The organism is Ereboglobus sp. PH5-5 (genome assembly GCF_029504805.1).
Taxonomy (GTDB): Bacteria; Verrucomicrobiota; Verrucomicrobiia; order Opitutales; family Opitutaceae; genus Ereboglobus.
This window is the reverse complement of the sequence record NZ_JAQFIT010000013.1, coordinates 111,316-131,549: the sequence shown is the minus strand read 5'-3', so window position 1 is coordinate 131,549 and position 20,234 is coordinate 111,316. Positions and strand designations below refer to the sequence as shown.

Annotated in this window: 12 protein-coding genes; 4 read left to right on the top strand and 8 right to left on the bottom strand. The window is 60.4% G+C overall.

All coding sequences use genetic code 11. The features are described from left to right. Positions 1–216: 216 nt before the first annotated feature. The 4 genes from purD to M2103_RS09990 form a co-directional block, all read right to left on the bottom strand. Positions 217–1,518: a phosphoribosylamine--glycine ligase gene (gene purD / locus M2103_RS10005; RefSeq protein ID WP_277510338.1), complete on the bottom strand. Its 1,302-nt coding sequence runs from the start codon at positions 1,516–1,518 to the stop codon at positions 217–219. A 66-nt stretch (positions 1,519–1,584) separates the two neighbouring features. Then, positions 1,585–2,223, bottom strand: coding sequence for an HNH endonuclease (locus M2103_RS10000; protein WP_277510337.1), 639 nt, complete (start codon positions 2,221–2,223; stop codon positions 1,585–1,587). A 31-nt stretch (positions 2,224–2,254) separates the two neighbouring features. Next, a complete protein-coding gene (locus tag M2103_RS09995; protein WP_277510336.1) occupies positions 2,255–4,192 on the bottom strand; it encodes an LOG family protein in 1,938 nt (645 codons plus the stop codon). A gap of 128 nt (positions 4,193–4,320) precedes the next feature. After that, entirely contained in the window at positions 4,321–6,645 is a 2,325-nt protein-coding gene (locus M2103_RS09990; RefSeq protein ID WP_277510335.1) for a hypothetical protein, read from the bottom strand. A 566-nt stretch (positions 6,646–7,211) separates the two neighbouring features. Here M2103_RS09990 and M2103_RS09985 point away from each other — a divergent pair. Continuing rightward, complete coding sequence (locus M2103_RS09985; protein WP_277510334.1) at positions 7,212–10,553, top strand: S41 family peptidase; 3,342 nt, start codon at positions 7,212–7,214, stop codon at positions 10,551–10,553. Positions 10,554–10,776: 223 nt separating this feature from the next. On the opposite strand, the gene M2103_RS09980 is transcribed toward M2103_RS09985, so the two are convergent. From M2103_RS09980 to lysS, 4 genes are all read right to left on the bottom strand, one after another. Beyond that, on the bottom strand, positions 10,777–11,784 hold the full coding sequence (locus M2103_RS09980) for a Gfo/Idh/MocA family oxidoreductase (RefSeq protein ID WP_277510333.1): 1,008 nt from the start codon (positions 11,782–11,784) through the stop codon (positions 10,777–10,779). A gap of 18 nt (positions 11,785–11,802) precedes the next feature. Then, positions 11,803–12,477, bottom strand: a complete 675-nt coding sequence (locus tag M2103_RS09975) for an ABC transporter ATP-binding protein (protein ID WP_277510332.1) — start codon at positions 12,475–12,477, stop codon at positions 11,803–11,805. Beyond that, positions 12,470–13,702, bottom strand: coding sequence for an ABC transporter permease (locus tag M2103_RS09970; protein WP_277510331.1), 1,233 nt, complete (start codon positions 13,700–13,702; stop codon positions 12,470–12,472). The genes M2103_RS09975 and M2103_RS09970 overlap by 8 nt, the downstream gene beginning before the upstream one ends. A gap of 127 nt (positions 13,703–13,829) precedes the next feature. Next, entirely contained in the window at positions 13,830–15,338 is a 1,509-nt protein-coding gene (gene lysS / locus M2103_RS09965; protein WP_277510330.1) for a lysine--tRNA ligase, read from the bottom strand. 337 nt (positions 15,339–15,675) lie between these two features. Between lysS and M2103_RS09960 the strand changes: the two genes are divergently transcribed. The 3 genes from M2103_RS09960 to M2103_RS09950 all read left to right on the top strand — a co-directional run bounded on the left by M2103_RS09960 (position 15,676) and on the right by M2103_RS09950 (position 20,222). Beyond that, a complete protein-coding gene (locus M2103_RS09960; RefSeq protein WP_277510329.1) occupies positions 15,676–15,981 on the top strand; it encodes an RNA-binding protein in 306 nt (101 codons plus the stop codon). A 211-nt stretch (positions 15,982–16,192) separates the two neighbouring features. Beyond that, positions 16,193–17,104: a helix-turn-helix domain-containing protein gene (locus M2103_RS09955; RefSeq protein WP_277510328.1), complete on the top strand. Its 912-nt coding sequence runs from the start codon at positions 16,193–16,195 to the stop codon at positions 17,102–17,104. Between the two features lie 220 nt (positions 17,105–17,324). Continuing rightward, positions 17,325–20,222: an AsmA-like C-terminal region-containing protein gene (locus tag M2103_RS09950; RefSeq protein WP_277510327.1), complete on the top strand. Its 2,898-nt coding sequence runs from the start codon at positions 17,325–17,327 to the stop codon at positions 20,220–20,222. The last annotated feature ends 12 nt before the right edge of the window (positions 20,223–20,234 follow it).

The window sequence follows — 20,234 nt, the reverse complement described above, 5'->3', positions numbered from 1 at the left end:
CGCCTTCATCTGGGTTTTCAGTTTTTTGGTTCATCGGGAGTAGTCCCCCGCTGCTATAGCTTTAAAAAATGTGCGCAAGATTCCGGACGTTATCGGAAGCTGCTCGGCCGCCAAGCATTTAGAAAGTGACTTGCTGATATAAACAAAAAGCACAGGCAGAAACGCCTGTGCTTTTTTTGCGCTCAACAGTGCCGGTCGGCAGTCAGACCGGCATCATTATTTCCGGTTCAACTGCTTCGCGCCGATGTCGCGGCGGCAGTATTTTGTCTCGCACTCGATTTCATCGCACGCGGCGTAGGCGCGGCTCGCGGCCTCGGCAAGCGTGGGGGCGAGTGAGGTCACGCCAAGCACGCGGCCGCCGGCGGTGACGAGCCGGTTGTCTTTGTCGCGCGCGGTGCCGGCGTGGATGATTGTCGTTTGAGGCGGCAACGCGGCGGGAAGGGTGATAGGGATGCCTTTTGGAAATTTACCCGGATAACCCTTCGATGCGACAACCACGCAGATCGCGGCTTCGGGACGGACGCGCACGTCGCGCGCGACCTCTGCGAGGTTGCCCTTGGCGGCGGCCCAAAGGAGCGCGAGCAAGTCGGCGTCGAGGCGCGGGAGCACAACTTGCGTTTCGGGATCGCCGAAGCGGGTGTTGTATTCGAGCACTTGCGGGCCGGACGGCGTGAGCATGATGCCGATGAAAAGCGTGCCGCGAAAATCAATGCCCTCGTCGGCAATCGCGTTAACCGAGGGGCTCACGATTTCGCGGTCAATGCGCGCAAGCAATTCCGGCGTGACCACCTCGGCGGGCGAATACGTGCCCATGCCTCCGGTGTTCGGACCGGTGTCGCCGTCGCCGATGCGCTTGTGATCCTGCGAGGTCGGGAGGATGTAATAATCGCGCCCGGAAACGATCACGAGGATGGAAGTTTCCTCTCCAGTGAGGCAGGCTTCGATGAGGATTTTGGATTGGTCGGAAGCTGTCGCGGCGTTGAGCGCGAGAAGGTCGTGGACGGCGGTCTCGGCTTCGGCAGTGGTTTGCGCGACAACGACACCTTTGCCCGCGGCGAGCCCGTCGGCCTTGATCACGATGGGCGCGGGGTGCGTGCGAAGGTATTCGACGGCGCCGGGCGCGTTGTCGAAGGTCGCGGCCTCGGCGGTGGGAATTTTGTATTTGAGTAGGATTTCCTTGGTGTAAATTTTCGAGGCTTCGAGACGCGCGCCGTCGGCCTTCGGGCCGTAGGCGGGGATGTTCGCGTCGGCAAGCGCGTCGACCAATCCAAGCGAAAGCGGCACCTCGGGACCGACAACCACGAAGTCGATTTGCTCGCGCTGCGCGAGTTCGACGAGGCCGGCGATATTGTCGGCGGCGACCTCGGGGAAGCAGTGGATTTCGCCGGCGATACCGGCGTTGCCCGGCGCGCAAACGACGCGCGGTTTGGAGGGCGACGCGAGAAGCGATTTGACGATGGCGTGCTCACGTCCGCCGGAGCCGACGACAAGGATGGATTTAGGGAGGGTTTGTGGCATGAAAACTAGATTAGAGGCGAGTATTGTTATGATTTATAAATCAGTGACTCATAATAAGCAGCACCTTCAGCCGAAATGCTTTTGCCTATGGCAGTTCGGACAAAGAGCCTGAGCGTTATCAACTGTATCTTCACCACCGTCAGATAGAAACACAATATGATGCACCTCTAAATACGGTTTTCCGTCGCTTTTTCTCTTAAATGGAGCCTTCCGTTTGCATGCCGCGCAGCATCCTTTTGCTCTTTTTAAAACTTCTGCCACAACGTCATGATTTCGCACAAACTGCGAGCTATACACCAGTCTACATTCCGGCTTTTTACTTGCGCGTCTCAATCTTTCTAAGCGTGCCTTGGCACTGTCATTCATGGATTTTTTTACGCTCTCGTAAAATGCCGCTTCAGCGCTATTATAACTCTGCGTATCTATCTTTGATTTATATAATTTAATTAAGGCTATCACATATGCAGCATGCACACTGACATCTGTATATGTCGTCGTTATTAACGATTTCGTTTTTTTGTATTTCTCAAGTATCTCAAAAACATGAATCCATTTTTGAGATCTGTGCTTTCCTGTCGATGAAGGTATATAATAAATGTTTTCATCTTCAACCTGTATAGAAAAAAACTTGCCGGTAACCGTCGGAAGGGATTTCCCCTCAACGGATTTACAAAACTTTTTGAATTTCTCCAGTGTTATTTTCATAATATTTATCACATTTTAGATAATAAACCTATCACAATACCCGCAGCGTCTTTTTATAGAAATCCACAACCTCGTCGGGGTCGTTGCTGAAGAGGATGTAGTCGAGCATCCACGCGGGTGCGCGTTTGCTGGAGACCATTTCCTCCACCTGGTCGCGCAGGCTCGTCCAGAATTGCGCGTTGTAGAATATATACGGGATGCGCGGCCGGATGCCGAGCTTGAGGTTGCACATTTCGATGCCGATTTCCTCGAGCGTGCCGACGCCGCCGACGTTGAAGATGCAAAAGTCCGCGACTTCGAACCATTTTTGGCGGTAATGACGCGAGGTTTCCTGGAAGGTGTTGAAGAAGTCCACTCCGATCTCGGGCGGTTGCGCCTCGAGTTCCAGGAAGCATGCGCCGGTGAGCGCGCCCTTCATGCGGGCCTGCTCGGTGGCGAGTCGCATGACGCCGCCGCCGCCGCCGGTGAGGACGCCGACGTTGGTGCCGATGAAGCCGGTCAGCTTGTCCATGAGCGAGGAGATGCGGTCGGTGTCGGTTTGGTCGAGCCCGACGGCGCTGCCATACATGGCAAGGATGGTGGATTCCTGGAACTTGCGGCCGAGCTCCTCGCGAATGAAGAAGCCGTGGTTTTTTTTGTAGGTGTGGAGGTAGAGGTCGTTGAGCTGGGCGTTGTGCCAGTAAACGTCGATGCCGATATCGTGGTAGTTTTCGAGGCGGCCGTGCGCGTTGTAGGAGAGGAAGAAACCGTGCGTGCGCGAGGGTTTGCGGAAGATGATGCGGCGGAGCTTGAGGTTGGGCAGGCGCGCGAGGAGCTCGATGTGCTCGGGAAGGTTAGGGAAGGTGTCCACGAGGAGCGTGTCGGCGTCCTCCGGCGCGGCGTCGAGCGCCTGAATAAGCGTGCGGTAGCCACAGGCACCGGCGGCGTTGATCTTGTCCCTGAGCGTGGCGGCGTCGGTGAACTGGCCTGCGTTGATGAACACGCTGGTGTTATCCTGCGTGGCATTTTGCCCCTTGAAGGTGACGCGGGTGCGCGGTTTCGGCGGTTCGACGGAACCGTTGTCCTTGGGCGGGGTTTCGTCGAGCGCACCGTAGATGTCGGTCGCGGTGGAGAGGAGGCGCGCGCGTTTTTTGGCGAGGTTTTTGACATCGGTGTCGGCGGGTGTCGGCGCGCGGAAAACCTCCACGGACACGACAGGGTTCACAACGGGCTGGTCGCCGGGGTTGTAGATTTCGAGCATGATGTTCGTGCCGAAGGTTTTTATCGGGTCGAGCAGCACGGCGGAGGTGTGAATGCCGAAGTTGCCGACGCCGCGGTTGAGCAGCACGTAGTGCTCTTTCAAATACATGGAGCAACTGGTGAGGATGCCCGAGCGCGGCTCGACGGTGAGGATGGGCGTCTCGTTGCGCACCTGCACCTTGTCGAGGTAGGCGCGTCCGGCGTTGCCGGAGACGAGCGCCTCAAAATCGGCGCGCTGGAGCTTCGGGTTGAGCGTGTAGCGCACGGGATGCGAGGTGAGAAACACGCTGCCGTTGCGGTCGATGCTGATGGTGTTGGGAAGCTTGAGGGCGTTGTTGGAAATGGCGTCCCAGATTTCGGTCGAGGAAAGTTTTTGCGACTCGGGCGCGTAGAAGAGGCGGCCGATGGGCATGCCGGAGCGGAAGAGTTTTTTCCAATAGGGCGCGTTGGGGAACGAGTGGTCGAAGAGAAACGTCTCGGCGTCGAACACGAGGCGGTTGCCGTCGACGGTGAGCGGCGTGGCGCGCATGATTTCGAGGCCGATGCGCGCGAGCGTGCTGCGCTCGGTGAAGTGCAGGTCGTCGAGGTGCTCCTTCATGAAGTCGAACTCGGCGGGGTTGCGCGGCCAGAAGGCGATGGTGAGCGAAACGGTGTGCTCGGAGAGATTGGGCCGGACGGTGAGGACCTGTCCGTCGAGGCTGGTCCAGAATTGGTCGTTGTTCATAGCCATGTGACAAAATGATTGAACGATATCGGCATTGATTGAAAGCCTTGTTCTTTTAGAAAAGGACGCGCGCGCCCGATCGGACACACCATCACTGATGTGCATCGTTTAATATTTCCAAAGCAGGCTTCGCCTTATGCCTTGCGCCTTGGTGACAACACGCGCCGGATGCCAAGCAATGCCGCCACGGAAGCCATGAGCCAATACGACACCATGCCTCCTCCTCCTCCGCTCGACTCGCCTGGGTTTGTGCCGCCGCCGGGCGTGATTGGCGGATTGGGCACTGTGCCGGATGAAGCCGGAGCTGCCGTGATGTTGAGCGTGACAACCTGCCCGGTATACAAATCGAGTTCGCGAATAGCCGCATTTCCAGTATCGGCGATGTAAAGTTTGCTTCCGCCGAGCGCAACGTCCGAGGGATGATTAAACCATGCCTCCTCGCCAACGCCATCCTTGAGGCCGGTGATGCCGGGCAATCCGGCAAGGGTGAGGACTTGGCCCTCGGGAGTGACAAAGCGTATGGTGGAGTTGCCGGTGTCGGCCACATAGATGTTGCCGCTTGAATCAATCGCCATGCCTCCGGGATTGTTGAAACGGGCCTCGTCGCCCACGCCGTCCTCATATCCGCTCACTCCGGGCAGGCCGGCGAGCGTGCTGATGGGAGGGACCATATACTTTTGCGGCGAACCGAGTTCCCTAATGACGTGATTGTAACTATCGGCCACATAGGTGCTCCAATAGAGGTAATCGTTGTTCGGCATGGTTACAGTGACGCTGGCGGCAGTCACAGGGTCTGACGTGTTGTTCGAAATGGCAGCCTGAATGGGCGCGGGCAAAGGGGCGGCGACATAAGCGGATGACCAGAACGATTTTTTTGCGATTCCAGAGGGGCGGTTCAGGTAGGCGTCCTTGGCATCGCCGTCTTTGTGTCCGGATACGCCGCCGACTCCCGCCCGAGTTGTCGTAGTGCCGCTGTCACAAACACTGCGAATGGTGTGTGACGTCGCATCGGCAACGAGAATGAAGTCTCCCGAGCCAGACGTGTCCAAAAATATGGCCGTCGGCGCCGAGAACGTGGCGTTGCCGCCCGCGCCGTCGGCATGTCCGCGTTGACTGGGCGAACCCGCCAGTGTCGCCACAACCCCGTCGGGCGAGATGGTGCGTATGAGCGCGTTGCCGGTGTCAGCCAGAAAGAGCCTGGCCTCGGCATCCGCCGATATGCCCTTGGGTTGGTTGAATCTCGCGGCGGTGCCCGTGGCGTCCGTCGCCCCCGTTTGTCCGGGAGAACCGGCAAGGATGCGCGCTTCGGTTGTGGCGAGGTTAACGGCCTGCACGGTGTGCAGCGAATCGTCGGTCACATAGAGCGTGCCGCTGACGCAAACAAGCGAGGCGGGGTTGGGAAATACGAGCGGGGCAACGTCCAGCGTGATGGCGGAGCCACCCGGCAACATTCCCCCGCTTGCAAGCGCGCAGCGATACTGGTTGCCACTCATGTTGCCGGTGGCGGCGTTGATGCCCAATGTCCCCGTGTTGACGCCGGTGTAGGTCGCATTGTTGGCAAGCCTGCTCCATGTGTTTCCGCCATCGGTGGACACTTCCCATTGCACGGCGGGCGGCGGATTGCCGCTAATATCGGCCGTGAGCGCAACAGAACGGCCCGCGGACACGGCGTGCGTGGTTATCGGCGCGGGAGTTGGGTATGTGATATTGAGCGTGGCCTCTTGGCTGACCGTGGTGCCAGTGGAATTCCAAACCACCACACGGTATTTTCCCGAATCAGCAGGGCGGAGATCCCGTATGCATAGGGAGCGGAGTTTGGTGGAGTCTTTTTGGGGATTTGTATAATCATCACTGCGATATTTTTCCGAATACTCCATATCGACACCGTCTTTTTGCCATTGAAAACGGGACGCCACCCCGCTTGTGAGAACGTATAATCCGATGCTGTCACCACCCTTGGTGTAATCAACCACGATGGGTTTTCCATTAACATAACCGTCATCGTCTCTGAACGACACTGCCGGTTGCTTGGTAATAACAGGGGCTTCCGCCGGCGGCAGAATGGTGAGAGTCGCCGGATTGCTATGGCTGGTGCGCCCCCAGCGATTGGTCACCGCCACACGATAGGTTCCGGAATCGGCCACCATGAAATTATATGTTTCGAGAAACGCTTTTCCATATTGATCAACCCCGCACTCGATTGACACATCCGCGCCGTCTTTCTGCCATACGCATGTGAGGGGCCCCTCATTACTGCCCGCGAGAATGGAACCCACCGCAATCGTGGCGCTCAGGGATGAATTCGACACCGTTCCCTCGGTAACAGTCACATCCTTGGGATGAAAAACAAATGACGGCGGCGCATGTGGCGTGACCGTCAGCGTGCCGGATTCACTGATAATTTCCCCGCCCGCCGAGTCGCGGATTTTCACGCGATACACGCCCGCGTCAGACATCATGCAGTCGCTGATATTCAGAAGCTCTGTGTCCGCGCCCGATACACGCGGGAAGCCCACGATTATTTGCCCGTTGTCCGGAAATGCGATGTCAACCCCGTCCTTCTGCCATTGATATGTCAGTGAGCCGCTGCCCGCCGCCGTGACAGAAAAAAAGACCGCGCTAGGGTCTTTTGACTCGGAGAACAGAATATGTATGCGCGAAACACCATGACCCTCGGTTCGAGTGATGCTGACAGGCTGCTGGGTTATTTGCAAAGATTGCGCTGATGCCTGAGCCGCCAAAAGACCGGCCACCGCCACAAGCATTGATATGGTGGCCGATTTTCGAAGTAAACCCGTTTTGATTGAAATAAAATTGGAGCGGAGAAAAGGCATAATAATGGGAGGGTTTCAGAGCTGTCGCAGAAAATGGCGGCAACCTTATAATTGGCAATGCATTTTACGCCCGCGCTTACCTGGATGGATTTTTCGTTCTAGTGTAAATCTTCATTCCAAAACCAAATGATATGCCATGCACTTCTGCGTTTACTATTGAAATCACCGGCCGTTAAAAATCTCATCTTTTTATGAAACGCCTCTTCGTTTTTATTTTTACCCTCGGTTGTTTTTATCTCAATTGCGCCGCCTCCGCGCAAACTCTCGCAAATGACACGCGCCTGCTCCGCTTCCCCGCCACAAACGACACCGACATCACCTTCTCCTACGCCGGCCAGCTCTACACCGTGGGCGTCAAGGGCGGCGTCGCGCGACGCCTCACCAGCGGGCCGGGCTACGCGGTTTTTCCGCGCTACTCGGCGGACGGAAAACAGCTCGCCTTCACCGCGCAATACGACGGCAACACCGAGGTCTACGTCATGCCCGCAAACGGCGGCGCGCCCAGGCGCCTCACCTACTCCGCAACGCTCGGCCGCGACGACCTCGCCGACCGCATGGGCCCGGACAACATCGTCATGACCTGGCGCAACACCGCCGACGAAATCACCTACCGCTCGCGCTGGCGCAGTTGGGACCCGTTCATCGGCCACCTCATGAGCGTCAACCTCGACGGCAACCTGCCCGTGCAACTCCCCGTGCCGCGCGGCGGCTTCGTCACCTATTCGCCCGACGACACCAAGATCGCCTACAACCGCGTCTTCCGCGAATTCCGCACATGGAAAAACTACCGCGGCGGCATGGCCGACGACATCTGGATCTACGACCTCAAAACCGGCGCGCTCGAAAACATCACCAACAACCCCGCGCAAGACCTCTTCCCCATGTGGGCGCCGAACAACCGCATCTATTTCGTCTCCGAGCGCACCGGCCGCGCCAATCTCTTCGTCTACGACCCCGCCAAAAAACAAACGCGCCAGCTCACCGATTACACTGACTACGACGTCAAGTTCCCCTCCATCGGAAAAAAATCTCTCGTCTATGAATACGCCGGCCAAATCTGGCGCCTCAACCTCGCCACGGAAAAATCCTCGCCCGTCGCCATCACCATCCGCGAAGACCTCGCCTCCGCGCGCCCCGTGCTCGCAAAAGTCAAACCCTCCTCCGTCCGCCCCTCGCCCGACGGCAAACGCGTCGTCGTGACCGCGCACGGCGACATATTCACCGCGCCGCTCAAGGACGGCCCCGTGCGCAACCTCACGCAAACCCCCGCCGCCCACGAACGCGACGCCTCGTGGTCGCCCGACGGCAAACACATCGCCTACCTCTCCGACGCCACCGGCGAATTCGAACTCTACATCCGCCCGCAGGACGGCTCCGGCGAACCCGTGCAACTCACCACTGGCGCCACCACCTACTACGCCCTGCCCCGCTGGTCGCCCGACTCGAAAAAACTCCTCTGGACCGACCGCGAGCAACGCCTCCGCGCCATCGATATCGAAACAAAAACCATCACCCTCGTCGCGCACAACCCCGACTACGTCATTCGCCAATACGCCTGGTCGCCCGACTCCGCCCTCATCGCGTGGACGCACCAGACGCGCGGCGCGCTCTCGCGCATCAAGATTTTCAACACAGCCGACGGCTCCACGACCGACGCCACCGACGGCTGGTATGCCGCCAACTCCCCCGCCTTCAGCGACGACGGCCAATGGCTCCTCTTCGCCAGCGCACGCAACTTCAACCCCGTTTATTCCGACACCGAGTGGAACCACGCCTACAAAAACATGGAGCGTATCTACATGATCGCCCTCTCCAAGGAAACCAAGTCCCCCCTCGCCCCCCGGAGCGACGAAGTCGCCGAAAAAACCCAGGGCGACGCATCCGAAAAACCGGACCAGCCCGATAAAAAAGAACCCACCAAAAAGAAAACCTCCGCACCGCCCTCCTCCAAACTCGATCCCGACGGCCTCGCCTCGCGCATCGTCGCGCTCCCCGTCGAATCCTCGAACTACTCCAACCTCCGCATGGTCGGCGACCGCGTCTTCTACCAGCGCCGCCCCGGCGGCCCCGTCATGGGCGACGGCGGCGGGGAAGGATTCGGCGCCACGCAAAAAACACGCACCCTCATCGCCGCCTACAATCTGAAAGAGCGCAAGGAAACCATCCTCGGCAACTACGACGCCTGCGAAATCACCGCCGACGGCAAAAAAATGCTCGTCCGCGACAAAAGCACCTACGCCCTCGTCGACCTCCCGAAAGATAAAATCAGCATCAAGGACAAACTCGACCTCTCCAACCTCCAGCTCCGCATCGACCGCCGGGCCGAGTGGGCGCAAATCTTCAACGAAAGCTGGCGCCAAATGCGCGACTGTTTCTACGCGCCCAACATGCACGGCATCGACTGGCCCGCCCAGCGCGACAAATACGCAAAACTCCTCCCGCACGTCGCCACGCGCAACGACCTCACCTACCTCATCGGCGAAATGATCTCCGAACTCCACGCCGGCCACGCCTACGTCGGCGGCGGCAGGCGCGCCATTGCCCATCGCATCCAAACCGGACTCCTCGGCGCCCGGCTCATCCGCGACACCGCCACCGGCTATTATCAAATCACAAAAATCCTCCGCGGCGAAAACTGGGAAAAATCCACGCGCTCCCCGCTCACCGAACTCGGCGTCAACGCCCGCGAAGGCGACTACCTCCTCGCCATCGACGGCAAACCCACGCGCGACATGCCCAACCCCTACGCCGCGCTCGTCGGCACCGCCGGCAGCCAAGTCACCCTGCGCCTCGCCTCCAAGCCCGACGCCGCGGCGGACGACGCGCGCGACGTCGTCATCGTTCCCATCGCCGACGAAGCCCCGCTCTACTACACCAACTGGGTTCTCAACAACATCGACTACGTTGCGAAAAAAACCGGCGACCGCGTCGGCTACCTGCACATCCCCGACATGGGCCCCGAGGGCCTCAACGAATTCGTGCGCCGCTTCTACCCGCAGCTCCAAAAGGAGGCGCTCATCATCGACGTGCGCGGCAACGGCGGCGGCAACGTCTCGCCCATGATAATAGAGCGCCTCCGGCGCGAACTCGTCATGATCAACCTCGCCCGCAACGGCACCCCCGCGACCAACCCCGCCGGCATGCACCTCGGTCCCAAAGTCACGCTCATGGACGAATACTCCGCCTCCGACGGCGACATCTTCCCCTATCGCTTCCGCGAGATGGGCCTCGGCAAGCTCATCGGCAAGCGCAGTTGGGGCGGCATTGTGGGCATCACGAGCAGCCTGCCCTTCATGGACGGCGGCACCCTGAACATCCCGCAATACGCATCCTACTCGAAGGACGGCAAGGAGTGGCCCATTGAAGGCTACGGAGTCGATCCCGACATCGTGGTGGACAACGACCCCGCGCGCGAAATGAAAGGCGAGGACCAGCAACTCGACCGCGCCATCGAGGAAATCCTCGCCGAGCTAAAAACCAACAACCCCAAGCTCCCCCCTCCCCCGCCCTGGCCCGTGAAACCGGCGAAGTAATCCCATTTACGCCTAAGGTTTACTCCTTAGGCGTCATCAAAGGTAGGCCGGTTGGAAGATTGCCGCTATCGCTCGAAACGCCGTTACCGAGCGCAAGCGACATCTGCCAACCGCCGGGGTTGTCTCTCGTAATTCTCGGCGCGCTCGGCGAGCACGCCCTACCAATTAAAGACCAAAACTAGCTCGTAAATGGTATAAAGACGCACTTTCGCGCGACCCGTCTTTACTTCATCTTCTCCGCCTTGGTGCGGATTTGCTCGGTGATGGCTATCGCCACTTCGAGCGCGGTTTTGCCAAGCACGGCGCCGACTTTGGGCTGCTTTGCCTCGCGCACGCTGTTCACAAACGAGGCCAGCTCGAGCGCGAGCGGCTCGCCTTTTTCTATCGGGATCTCGCCGACGGGAATCGAGCTCACGTCGCCCGGTTTTGCGAGGCCGACTTTCATTTTCAGGCCGTAGGCGATGATGTCGCTTTTCTTCACGAGGTGGCCCTTCTGGTTCATGAAGTCGAGCGAGAGGTAGGCGTTTTCCTGAAAGACGCGAATCTCGCGGTTGCGCTTCAGGCTCAGGCGGCTGGCGTTGAGGTTGGCGACGCAGCCGTTTTCAAATTCAATGCGCGCGTTGGCGATGTCCTCGGTCTTGGAGAGCAGGTTCAGGCCCATGGCGTCGATTTTCAGGATGGGCGATTTCACGAGCGCGAGCACGATGCCGATGTCGTGGATCATGAGATCGAGCACGACGCCGACCTCGGTGCCGCGCGTCTGGTAGGTGCCGAGGCGCTCGGTCGTGATGTAGCGCGGGCGGTTGATTTCCTTTTCCAGGAAACTCATCACGGGGTTGAAGTGCTCGACGTGACCGACCTGCACGATGCTGTTGTTGGACTGCGCGGCGGCGAGCACTTGCGAGGCTTCCTCGAGCGAGGCGCAGAGCGGTTTTTCGATGAGCAGGTGGCAGCCCTTGGCGAGGAGCGGGAGGGCGACTTGCGCGTGCTTGTCGGTCGGCACGACAACGGAAACCGCATCGCACGCGTCGGCGAGTTCGTCGAGCGATGAAAACGCGCGGCAGTTGTGCAGCGCGGAGATTTCCTTCGCGCGCGCGGGGTTGGCCTCGTAGATGCCGGCGAACTCGACGCCCTTCATGTTCGCGTAAATGCGCGCGTGGTGCTGGCCGAGCGAGCCGGTGCCGACGACACCGCAGCGGATTTTTTCGGTTTTCTTGAAGAGTTTTAGCATGGGATTTTGTCGTGGTTTTTAGCGCACGGAGCGCAGGGTTCCTTCGTGCAAAAAGTATTCGCGCGCGGTGCGTTGCGCGTAGAGCGGGTTGTGCGTGACGAGCACGAGCGCGGTGTTTGTCTCCGCGCAGATGCCGAGCAGCAGGTCCATGACGCTGTCGGCGGTTTTTTCGTCGAGGTTGCCGGTCGGCTCGTCGGCGAGGACGACACGCGGCGAGTTCATGAGCGCGCGGGCGACGGCGACGCGCTGGCGCTCGCCGCCGGAGAGTTGCGAGGGCAAATGGTGTCCGCGGTCCCTCAATCCCACTCGCGCGAGCAGTTCGGCGGCGCGCGCGCGCGCGGCGGCGTCAACATTGCCCGCGATTCGCCTCGCCATGAGAATGTTTTCAAGCGCGTTGAGCTCGGGGATCAGGTAAAACGCCTGGAAGATGATGCCGAGGAATTTTCCGCGAGCGGCGTTGTCGATTTTTGAAAAACCATCCCACGAGAGCGTGCCGGCGCCGGCGGTGTCGAGCGCGGCGAGTAGGTTGAGTAGCGTGGATTTCCCCGAGCCTGATTCGCCGCGAATGCTCACGCTCTCGCCGGCGTTGATATGGAAATCGACATCGTGAAACACCTCCAACTCGCGGTTGCCGCTCCTGTAGGTTTTGCGCAGGGCGCGGGCGGTGAGAATGGGTTGTGCCGTGTTACTCACTGCGCATCGCCTCCACGGGTTTGAGTTTTGCGGCGCGCCACGCGGCGACAAGGCCGGCGAGCGTGGACATGCCGATGGCGAAGGTGCAGATGATCGCAATGTCCGCGCCGGTGATGTGCGCGGGCACCTTGGTGAATTCATAAATCTCCACGAGCAAATCCCAGTTGCCGGTAAGCCGCGCGATGAGCCGCGCGATCGGGTCGATGTTGGCAAGCGTGAGCAGGCCGATCGACACTCCGAGCGCGGTGCCGATCACGCCGACAATCACGCCTTGAAAACAAAAGCACATGGCCGACTGCCACGGCGACGCGCCGAGCGCGCCATAAAGCCCGATTTCGCGCGTCTTGTGCGCCACGGCGACAAGCAGCATCGCCGTCACTAGGAACGCCACGACAAAAACCACCATCGACACGATCAGGATGATCATGAGGCGCTCGATCTTGAGCGCGAAGAGAAACGCCTCGCCCGACTGCATCCATGTGCGCGCGCGCATCCGGCTGCCCGGCGGCAAGGAGGCGTTGATTTCACCCGCGATAGCGTCGACATCGGCATCGGGCGCGATGCGCACGTTGACGCCGTATGCGCCCTCGCCGAGCCCGTAGAGATCCTGCATGCGGCGGAGCGTCACGATGGCGACCGACTTGTCGAGTTGCTGGTGCCCGAATTCGTAAACGCCCGCGACCGTCAGCTCGGTTGGCATCATGTAGGCGTCCTGGCTCAGGCGTTCGAGCGTGAGCGGGCTTACCACGGTGACTTTCGAGCCGACGCGCGCGCTGATCGAGGCGGCAAGCCCCGCGCTCAAAACCACCGCGTCGTCGTCGAGATCCGCCATGGAGCCTTCGCGCAGGTATTTTGAAATGGGAATCACTTTCTCAACACTTTCCGGGGCCACGCCGACGATGCCCGGATAACCCGGCCTGCCCTGGTGCTCGATCATCACGATGCCCTCGGCGGTCGGCGTGCTCGCGACAACGCCGGGCACTTTGTTGATGATTTCCTGAATCCGCTCCGGATTCTCGATGAACGCGCCGCGCACCTGAATCTCACCGCCCGTGTCAATGATCATCCGGCCGTATTTGAATCCGAAACCGCTCATCACGCCGATGATGATAATGAGCATCCACACACCGAGAAACACGCCCAGTGTCGAGATGCACGTGAAAAACGTCATCCACCTCCCCGACGGGAAAAGCTGCTTGAAGGCGAGGTAGAGATACCAGGGCATGGTTACGCGGCGGCGTTGCCGCCGCTAATGAAAAATGAATAATGAAGAATGTATAATGGGAGCGGACTCATGTGTGTAATCGCGTGCTCGGCTTGTTCATTCCACATTATACATTTTTAATTATACATTAGGCGGCGGGCGCCGAGTCAGTTGCCGCCGCCGCGCTCGGGCGGAGTTGCGGAAACAGAATCACGTCGCGGATGCTGTCCGCCGCCGTCAGCAGGATGCAGAGGCGGTCGATGCCGATGCCCATGCCGCCGGCGGGCGGCATGCCGTGCTCGAGCGCGAGGAGAAAATCGTTGTCCACTTTTTGCTGCTCGCCGCCGGCCTGCGCCTCGAACATCGCGCGCTGCACGTCGGGGTCGTTTTGCTCGCTGTAGGCGGGCGCGACTTCCATGCCGCCGATGGTCAGCTCGAACACGTCGATCACGCTCGGGTCCTCGAGGTTTATTTTTGCGAGCGGGCAAAGCTCCTTCGGCAGATGCGTGACGAAGGTCGGCTGGATGAGCGTGTGCTCGATTTTCTTGGAGAAAATTTCGTTGGTGACTTCGAAGTCCTCCCACGCCGGGTCGACGAAGAGGTCGATGCTTTTGCAGTAGGCGATTTTTTCGTCCTTCGAGCGGCCGAACCAATTCGCGTCGCCGGTGAATTGCGTGATGAGGTCCTTGTAGCGCACCTCGCGCCACTCGCCGGCGAAGTTGATGTCGTGCGTGTTGCCGTCCTTGTCGGTGAACTTGATCGTGTCCGAGCCGATCACGTCGCGGCAAAGCCCCTGGAACAAATCGCGCACGAGCGTCATCATGCCGCGGTAGTCGCTGTAGGCCTGGTAGACTTCGAGCATGGTGAACTCGGGGTTGTGCTTGCGGTCCATGCCCTCGTTGCGGAAGTTGCGCCCGAGCTCGAACACGCGGTCGTAGCCGCCGACGAGCATGCGCTTCAAATAAAGCTCCAGCGAGATACGCAGCACGAAGTCGATGTTGAGCGCGTTGAGGTGCGTCTCGAACGGACGCGCCGCCGCGCCGCCCGCCACGCCCTGCAAAATCGGCGTCTCGACCTCGATGAATTTGCGGTCCTCAAGAAAACGGCGGACATACGAGATGATGCGCGAGCGCTGCATGAGGCGTTTGCGCGACTCGGCGTTGACGATCAAATCGAGGTAACGCTGGCGGTAAACCTGCTCGTCGTTTGTGAGGCCGTGCCATTTTTCGGGCAACGGGCGCAGCGCCTTCGACACGAGCGTGTAGCTCTCGACGCGCACGGTGATCTCGCCGGCCTTCGTCTTGAAGAGCGTGCCCGTGACGCCGATGAAATCGCCGAAGTCGAGTTTCTTGAACGCGGCGTAGGCGTCCACGCCGAGCACGTCGCGCTTCACATAAAGCTGAATTTGCCCCTGCTGGTCGAGGATCTTGACGAACCCGCTGCCGCCCTGAATGCGAAAAGTGACGAGCCGGCCCGCGACGGAAAGCCGCACGGCGTTGTCCTCGCCCTCGACGTAGCATTTTTTGGCGTCGTCGGAAAAATGCGTCTGTTCGCAATTGGCGCGAAACGGATCGAAACCCGCCGCGCGCAAGTCGGCGAGTTTTTGCCGGCGCACGGCAACCTGGTCGTGGGAAATGTCTGTCGGGATGTCGCTCATTGATGAAAACGCAAACGGTGACGCCCGCCGCGCGCTTGGGCAATGGGAAATTGATCGGCGCGGACGCCCGGAATGATTCGGACGCAACACCGAGCCGGGAACCGTTGGCCGGGCGCGGTTTGTCAAAATAGTATGAAATATTTGTTTCATTTTTATCAAATCCGCGCGCGTTGCCTAATGCACTTGATATTGCGTGTGATGAAACAATTTTTTTCCCGCTGGTGTTTGATATTGCGCGCTCCGGATCACCAAACGGGCCTTAAAACCTTGATGGTGTTTCGCAACACGGCGGGCGGAGAGGCGCGAGGTCGGGCGGCGGCATATTCTAAAAAAACCCATGACCACCACAAAACTCTATGTAGGAAATCTTCCGTTCGCCACCATGGCGCACGAAGTGCAGGACCTGTTTTCACAGGTCGGCGCAGTATCGGCTGTCGATCTGATATGCGACAAGATCACCGGACGCTCGCGCGGATTCGCGTTTGTCAACATGGCCTCGCCCGAGGACGCGCGCACCGCGATCGAGCGCTTCAACGGCCACGAACTGGGCGGGCGGGCGCTCTCCGTCAGCGAGGCGCGCCCGAAGGAGGTGCGCCAGCGCATTTTTGCCGGCGGCGGCAGCGAACGATCCTGGCAGCGCTAGGCGCAATCCCGTTTTTTGATAGTGTCTATCGGTTGAAAAAGGGCGCGCATTGAGCGCGCCCTTTTTTTGCGTCCGCTTGGGGCGGCACGACAAAAAATGCGGCAAATGATTTGCCATGCCCAAGGAGGCATGGCGCATATTTTGCTTTCCAGCGGGAGATTGTTGGCACTTTATGCGCAGTCACTCATTCGCACAACAAACTCTTTCCCACATGGACGCCGCCGATAATCCCAAGCGCAGCCGGATGCTTGTGACACAGTTCAAGCAGTCGCAAATCTATCGGGACTACGCGCAAGCGTTTCGCGACGCGACGGGGCTGCCTTTGAGCCTGCGGCCGGTCGAGTCGTTTGACTTGCAGCACGCAAACGATCCGAGGCAAAACCCGTTTTGCGCGCTCATGGCCCAATCGAACCACTCGTGCTCGGCATGCCTGCAACTGCAGCGCGAAGTCGAGCAGCAGGCGCAGCGCGAGCCGGCCACATTAAAATGTTTCGCCGGGCTTTATGACTCGGCGGTGCCGGTCCGCGCGGGTGAAAACGTGCTGGCTTTTTTGCAGACCGGGCAGGTGTTTTTCCAAAAACCGCTGGCGGGGCAGTTCGACCGGGTCGCGCGGCAACTCGCAAAATGGGGCGTTGAAATCGACGCGAAACCCGCCGCCGCCGCGTATTACCAAAGCCGCGTGGTCTCCAAAAAACAATACGACGCAATCCTGCGGCTGCTCGCGGTTTTTGCGCAGCATCTCGCCGCGATCAGCAACCGGCTCATGGTGCAGGAGGAGCACGCCGAGTCGCCCGTCATCACGCGGGCGCGCAACTTCATCCACGAGCACCAGGACGACGACCTCACGCTCGCGCAAGTGGCGCATTCGGTGAACACAAGCGCGTTTTATTTTTGCAAGATGTTCAAGAAGTCCACGGGCATGACGTTCACCGACTACCTGGCGCGCGTGCGCGTGGAAAAGGTGAAAAACCTGCTGCTCAATCCGCACAAACGCGTGAGCGAGGCGGCGTTCGAGGCGGGCTTCCAGTCGCTTTCGCAATTCAACCGCGTGTTTCGCAAACTTGAGGGCTGCTCGCCCACAAACTATCGCGGCCAGCTGCACCCGACGATTCCGGCGCGTTGAAACAAGCGCGGAACGTCCCATGAAACCACAGGATGACAGGCCGCCCGACCCCCGCAACTTGGCCTTGAACCCGCGCCGGTTCGCATTGTCCAATGCGGTGTTTTTTCAACCCACTTCAACGCATTAACACGCGCTTTTTCTGAAATCGAAACCTCCACATTTTGCCGGGCGGATTTGCCGCGGATGCCTCCGCTGGGCTGGCACGATTGCGCTCTGGGCGTTGTGGCTGGCGCTGGCGGCGCTGCTTCTTGCGCAGGCGCGCATCGCGACCGCCGATGAAATCACGATTCCCGACGCGGTGCTGCGCAGGGTCGAGCAACGGCTGGCGGAGCACGGGCTGCGCCTCACATTCGGCGCGATCCATTGCGATTCGTCGGGGCATGTGGTGGCGCGCGACTTGAAGCTGTTCTCCAGCTTGCATCCCGACCCGGTGCTCACGGCAAACGCGGTGCGATTCGAAATAAACCTCCCCACGCTGCTGCTGCACAACATCGCGCCCCGCCTCGCCGGGCGCATCGACGGCGCGAGCCTTCGCGTGCCCGCGATGCTCTCGAACGACGGCACCAACGCCGCCGCGGTTGACAGGATAAACGCGGAGGTGGAGCTCAAGTCGTCCGTGCTTTCCATCAAGAACCTGTCGGCGCGCGCCGGCAACCTGGCCGTGCTCTGCCGCGGCGAACTGGTGATCCCAAAAACGCGCGCCAAAAAACGCGGCGGCGCGGAAGCGCTCTCGGACGCAATCGCCTCCTACCTCAAAACCGTGCGCGCACTCAACGCATGGACGCAGCGGCTTGACGCGCTCGACAACCCGGTGCTCGACATAACATTCACTCCCGACGCGAAGCAAATCGCCTCCGCCCGCGTCGAGCTCATGTGCGGAGGCCTGCACCCGGGCGACATCGGACGGGCGGACGCGGACGCCTCCATTTTTTCCGCCTCAAAAATCGAGCTCGGCCCGCTGCTCGCGCGCGCAACCGTGGACGTGGGCGGCCTGGTTTCAACTCCGCGAGCCCGCGATTTTAGCGTCCAGCTTTCAACCGCAAGCGCGGCGATCGGAAACACCATGCGCGCGCGCAACGCGCGCCTGCGGCTCACCATGCCGATGGCCGACATCCTTTCCCCCGCCAGCCGGAAATCCGTGGCGTCGGGCGTCCCGCCTGTTGTGAACCTGTCGCTGGCCTGCTCGGCGGAATCGCTCGCGGCCCGCGGCATCACCGCGCGCTCGTTCACGGCGCGAGCGGACGGGCGCCTCCCGCAAACGCTGCGGGCAAGCATCACGACGCGGGTGCTGGGGGAGCCGGTCGCGTTTGAAACGGAGGTTGATTTTGCGGAAAAGAAAGCGGACGCGCGCATCAGCACCCGCGCGACGCCGCTGCACATCGCCGCGATCTCCCGCGAGGTGAATTACGACCTTGGCGAAATCCTGAAACCCGCGCGCCCGATCGAAATCGACGCCGCGGCGCGGCTTGGCGCGGGATGGCGTTTCGCGGGCGCGCGCGGCGCGCTCGACATCGGGCCGATAAACGCCGACAACGTGGCGGTGGATCGCGCGCGCGGCACGTTTGCGTATGATCACGCAAAGCGGGTGATCGTCTTTTCGCCCGCGTCGGCGGCGGTCGGGGAGAGCTTTGCGCGCGGGAGTTTTGAAACGAATTTCAAGACGCTCGACTTCCGCTTCCTGCTGACCGGCAGGCTGCGCCCGTCCGCGATCAACGGCTGGTTTGGCAAATGGTGGCCGAGCATTTGGAACGATTTCACCTTCAACGACCCGCCGCCCCACGGCGACGTGGATGTGCGCGGAAATTGGAAAAACACGAGCCTGGCGCGCGTGTTTGTCTTCGCGGACGCCACCGGCTTCACCTACGAAAAAGTCGCGGTCGACCATGCGCTGCTCACGCTTTTCGTGAGGCCCGATTATTGCGACGCGCTCGATCTTTTCGCGCGGCGTGGCAACGGTTACGCGCGCGGCACGTTCACCCACCAAAGTGTCGATCCCGGCGATCGCACACTGCTGACCGTGTTCGACTTCAAGGGTGAAAACATCGACCCGGTCGCCGTGGCGCCGGCAATTTCGCCCGCCTTGGTGGACGGCCTCTCGCCGGTGCGTTTCGAGAAGCCGCCGGCACGACTGCGCGCCGCCGGGCGCATCGACGGCCCGGCCGCGCCGCGCGGCGAGCACACGCTGATCGACGTGGAAGTGGAGGGCGACGGCGCGTTCAGCTACGAGCAAATTCCCCTCACAAGCCTCTCCGCAAGCCTGCGCGTCCGTGACGACGCCCTTACCATCGACCGGCTGCGCACGCAATTCGCCGGCGGACACCTCACCCTCAAGGCGCAGGTCTCCGGCGCGGACAACACGCGACGCCTCGGCTTCGACATGAATCTCAACGGCGCGAGTTTCGGGCGGGCGTTCCAAATGGTTGAGGAAATATCGGCCCGCAAACGCGGCGTGGCCGCGCCGCCGGACGAGCACTACAACCAGCCCGCGAACGCCCAGCTGGATCTTCGTTTTTCAGCCGATGGCTTTTTGAGCGACAGCCTCAGCTTCAAGGGCAACGGAAGCGCGGAGGTTTCCGGCGCCGAGCTCGTTAATATCAACATTTTCGGCGAGCTCTCGCAGGCGTTGCGCGATGTCAAGGTGCTCAACTTCACGTCGCTAAATCTCACGGACGGCCAGTTCAACTTCACCCTCGACGGACGGCGGGTCTTCATTCCCGAGGCCGTGCTCACGGGACAAAAGGCGCATGTGAAACTGAGCGGCGAATACACGCTCGACACCCGTTTCGCCAACCTCACCGCCAAGGTTTATCCGCTTTCCGAGAGCAGGGGCATCATCGGCAAGGGGCTCGGTTTTCTGCTCGTGCCGGTTACGCACCTGACCGAGCTGCGGCTGACCGGCTCGCTCGACGCGCCAAAGTGGCGTTTCAGCTACGGCCCGACAAGCCTCCTGCGCACGCTCATCGGCAAGAGCGGCGACACCGAATCGCTCGAGCAGGAGCACGCAAAAAAATCAAAGGATGCCGACAATCAAGAAAAGCCGCCCGCCACGCCCGAGCCCCAACCTTTGTCAACGGAAACGTCCGCCGAAACACCCGCGCCGCCGGCAGCCAAGGAATAACGCCCCAAAAGT

Excerpts from the sequence above, each read along its gene's own strand:
- purD (WP_277510338.1), bottom strand. The coding sequence starts at position 1,518 with ATGCCACAAACCCTCCCTAAATCCATCCTTGTCGTCGGCTCCGGCGGA.
- M2103_RS10000 (WP_277510337.1), bottom strand. The coding sequence starts at position 2,223 with ATGAAAATAACACTGGAGAAATTCAAAAAGTTTTGTAAATCCGTTGAG.
- M2103_RS09995 (WP_277510336.1), bottom strand. The coding sequence starts at position 4,192 with ATGGCTATGAACAACGACCAATTCTGGACCAGCCTCGACGGACAGGTC.
- M2103_RS09990 (WP_277510335.1), bottom strand. The coding sequence starts at position 6,645 with ATGATGTCTGACGCGGGCGTGTATCGCGTGAAAATCCGCGACTCGGCG.
- M2103_RS09985 (WP_277510334.1), top strand. The coding sequence starts at position 7,212 with ATGAAACGCCTCTTCGTTTTTATTTTTACCCTCGGTTGTTTTTATCTC.
- M2103_RS09980 (WP_277510333.1), bottom strand. The coding sequence starts at position 11,784 with ATGCTAAAACTCTTCAAGAAAACCGAAAAAATCCGCTGCGGTGTCGTC.
- M2103_RS09970 (WP_277510331.1), bottom strand. The coding sequence starts at position 13,702 with ATGCCCTGGTATCTCTACCTCGCCTTCAAGCAGCTTTTCCCGTCGGGG.
- lysS (WP_277510330.1), bottom strand. The coding sequence starts at position 15,338 with ATGAGCGACATCCCGACAGACATTTCCCACGACCAGGTTGCCGTGCGC.
- M2103_RS09960 (WP_277510329.1), top strand. The coding sequence starts at position 15,676 with ATGACCACCACAAAACTCTATGTAGGAAATCTTCCGTTCGCCACCATG.
- M2103_RS09955 (WP_277510328.1), top strand. The coding sequence starts at position 16,193 with ATGGACGCCGCCGATAATCCCAAGCGCAGCCGGATGCTTGTGACACAG.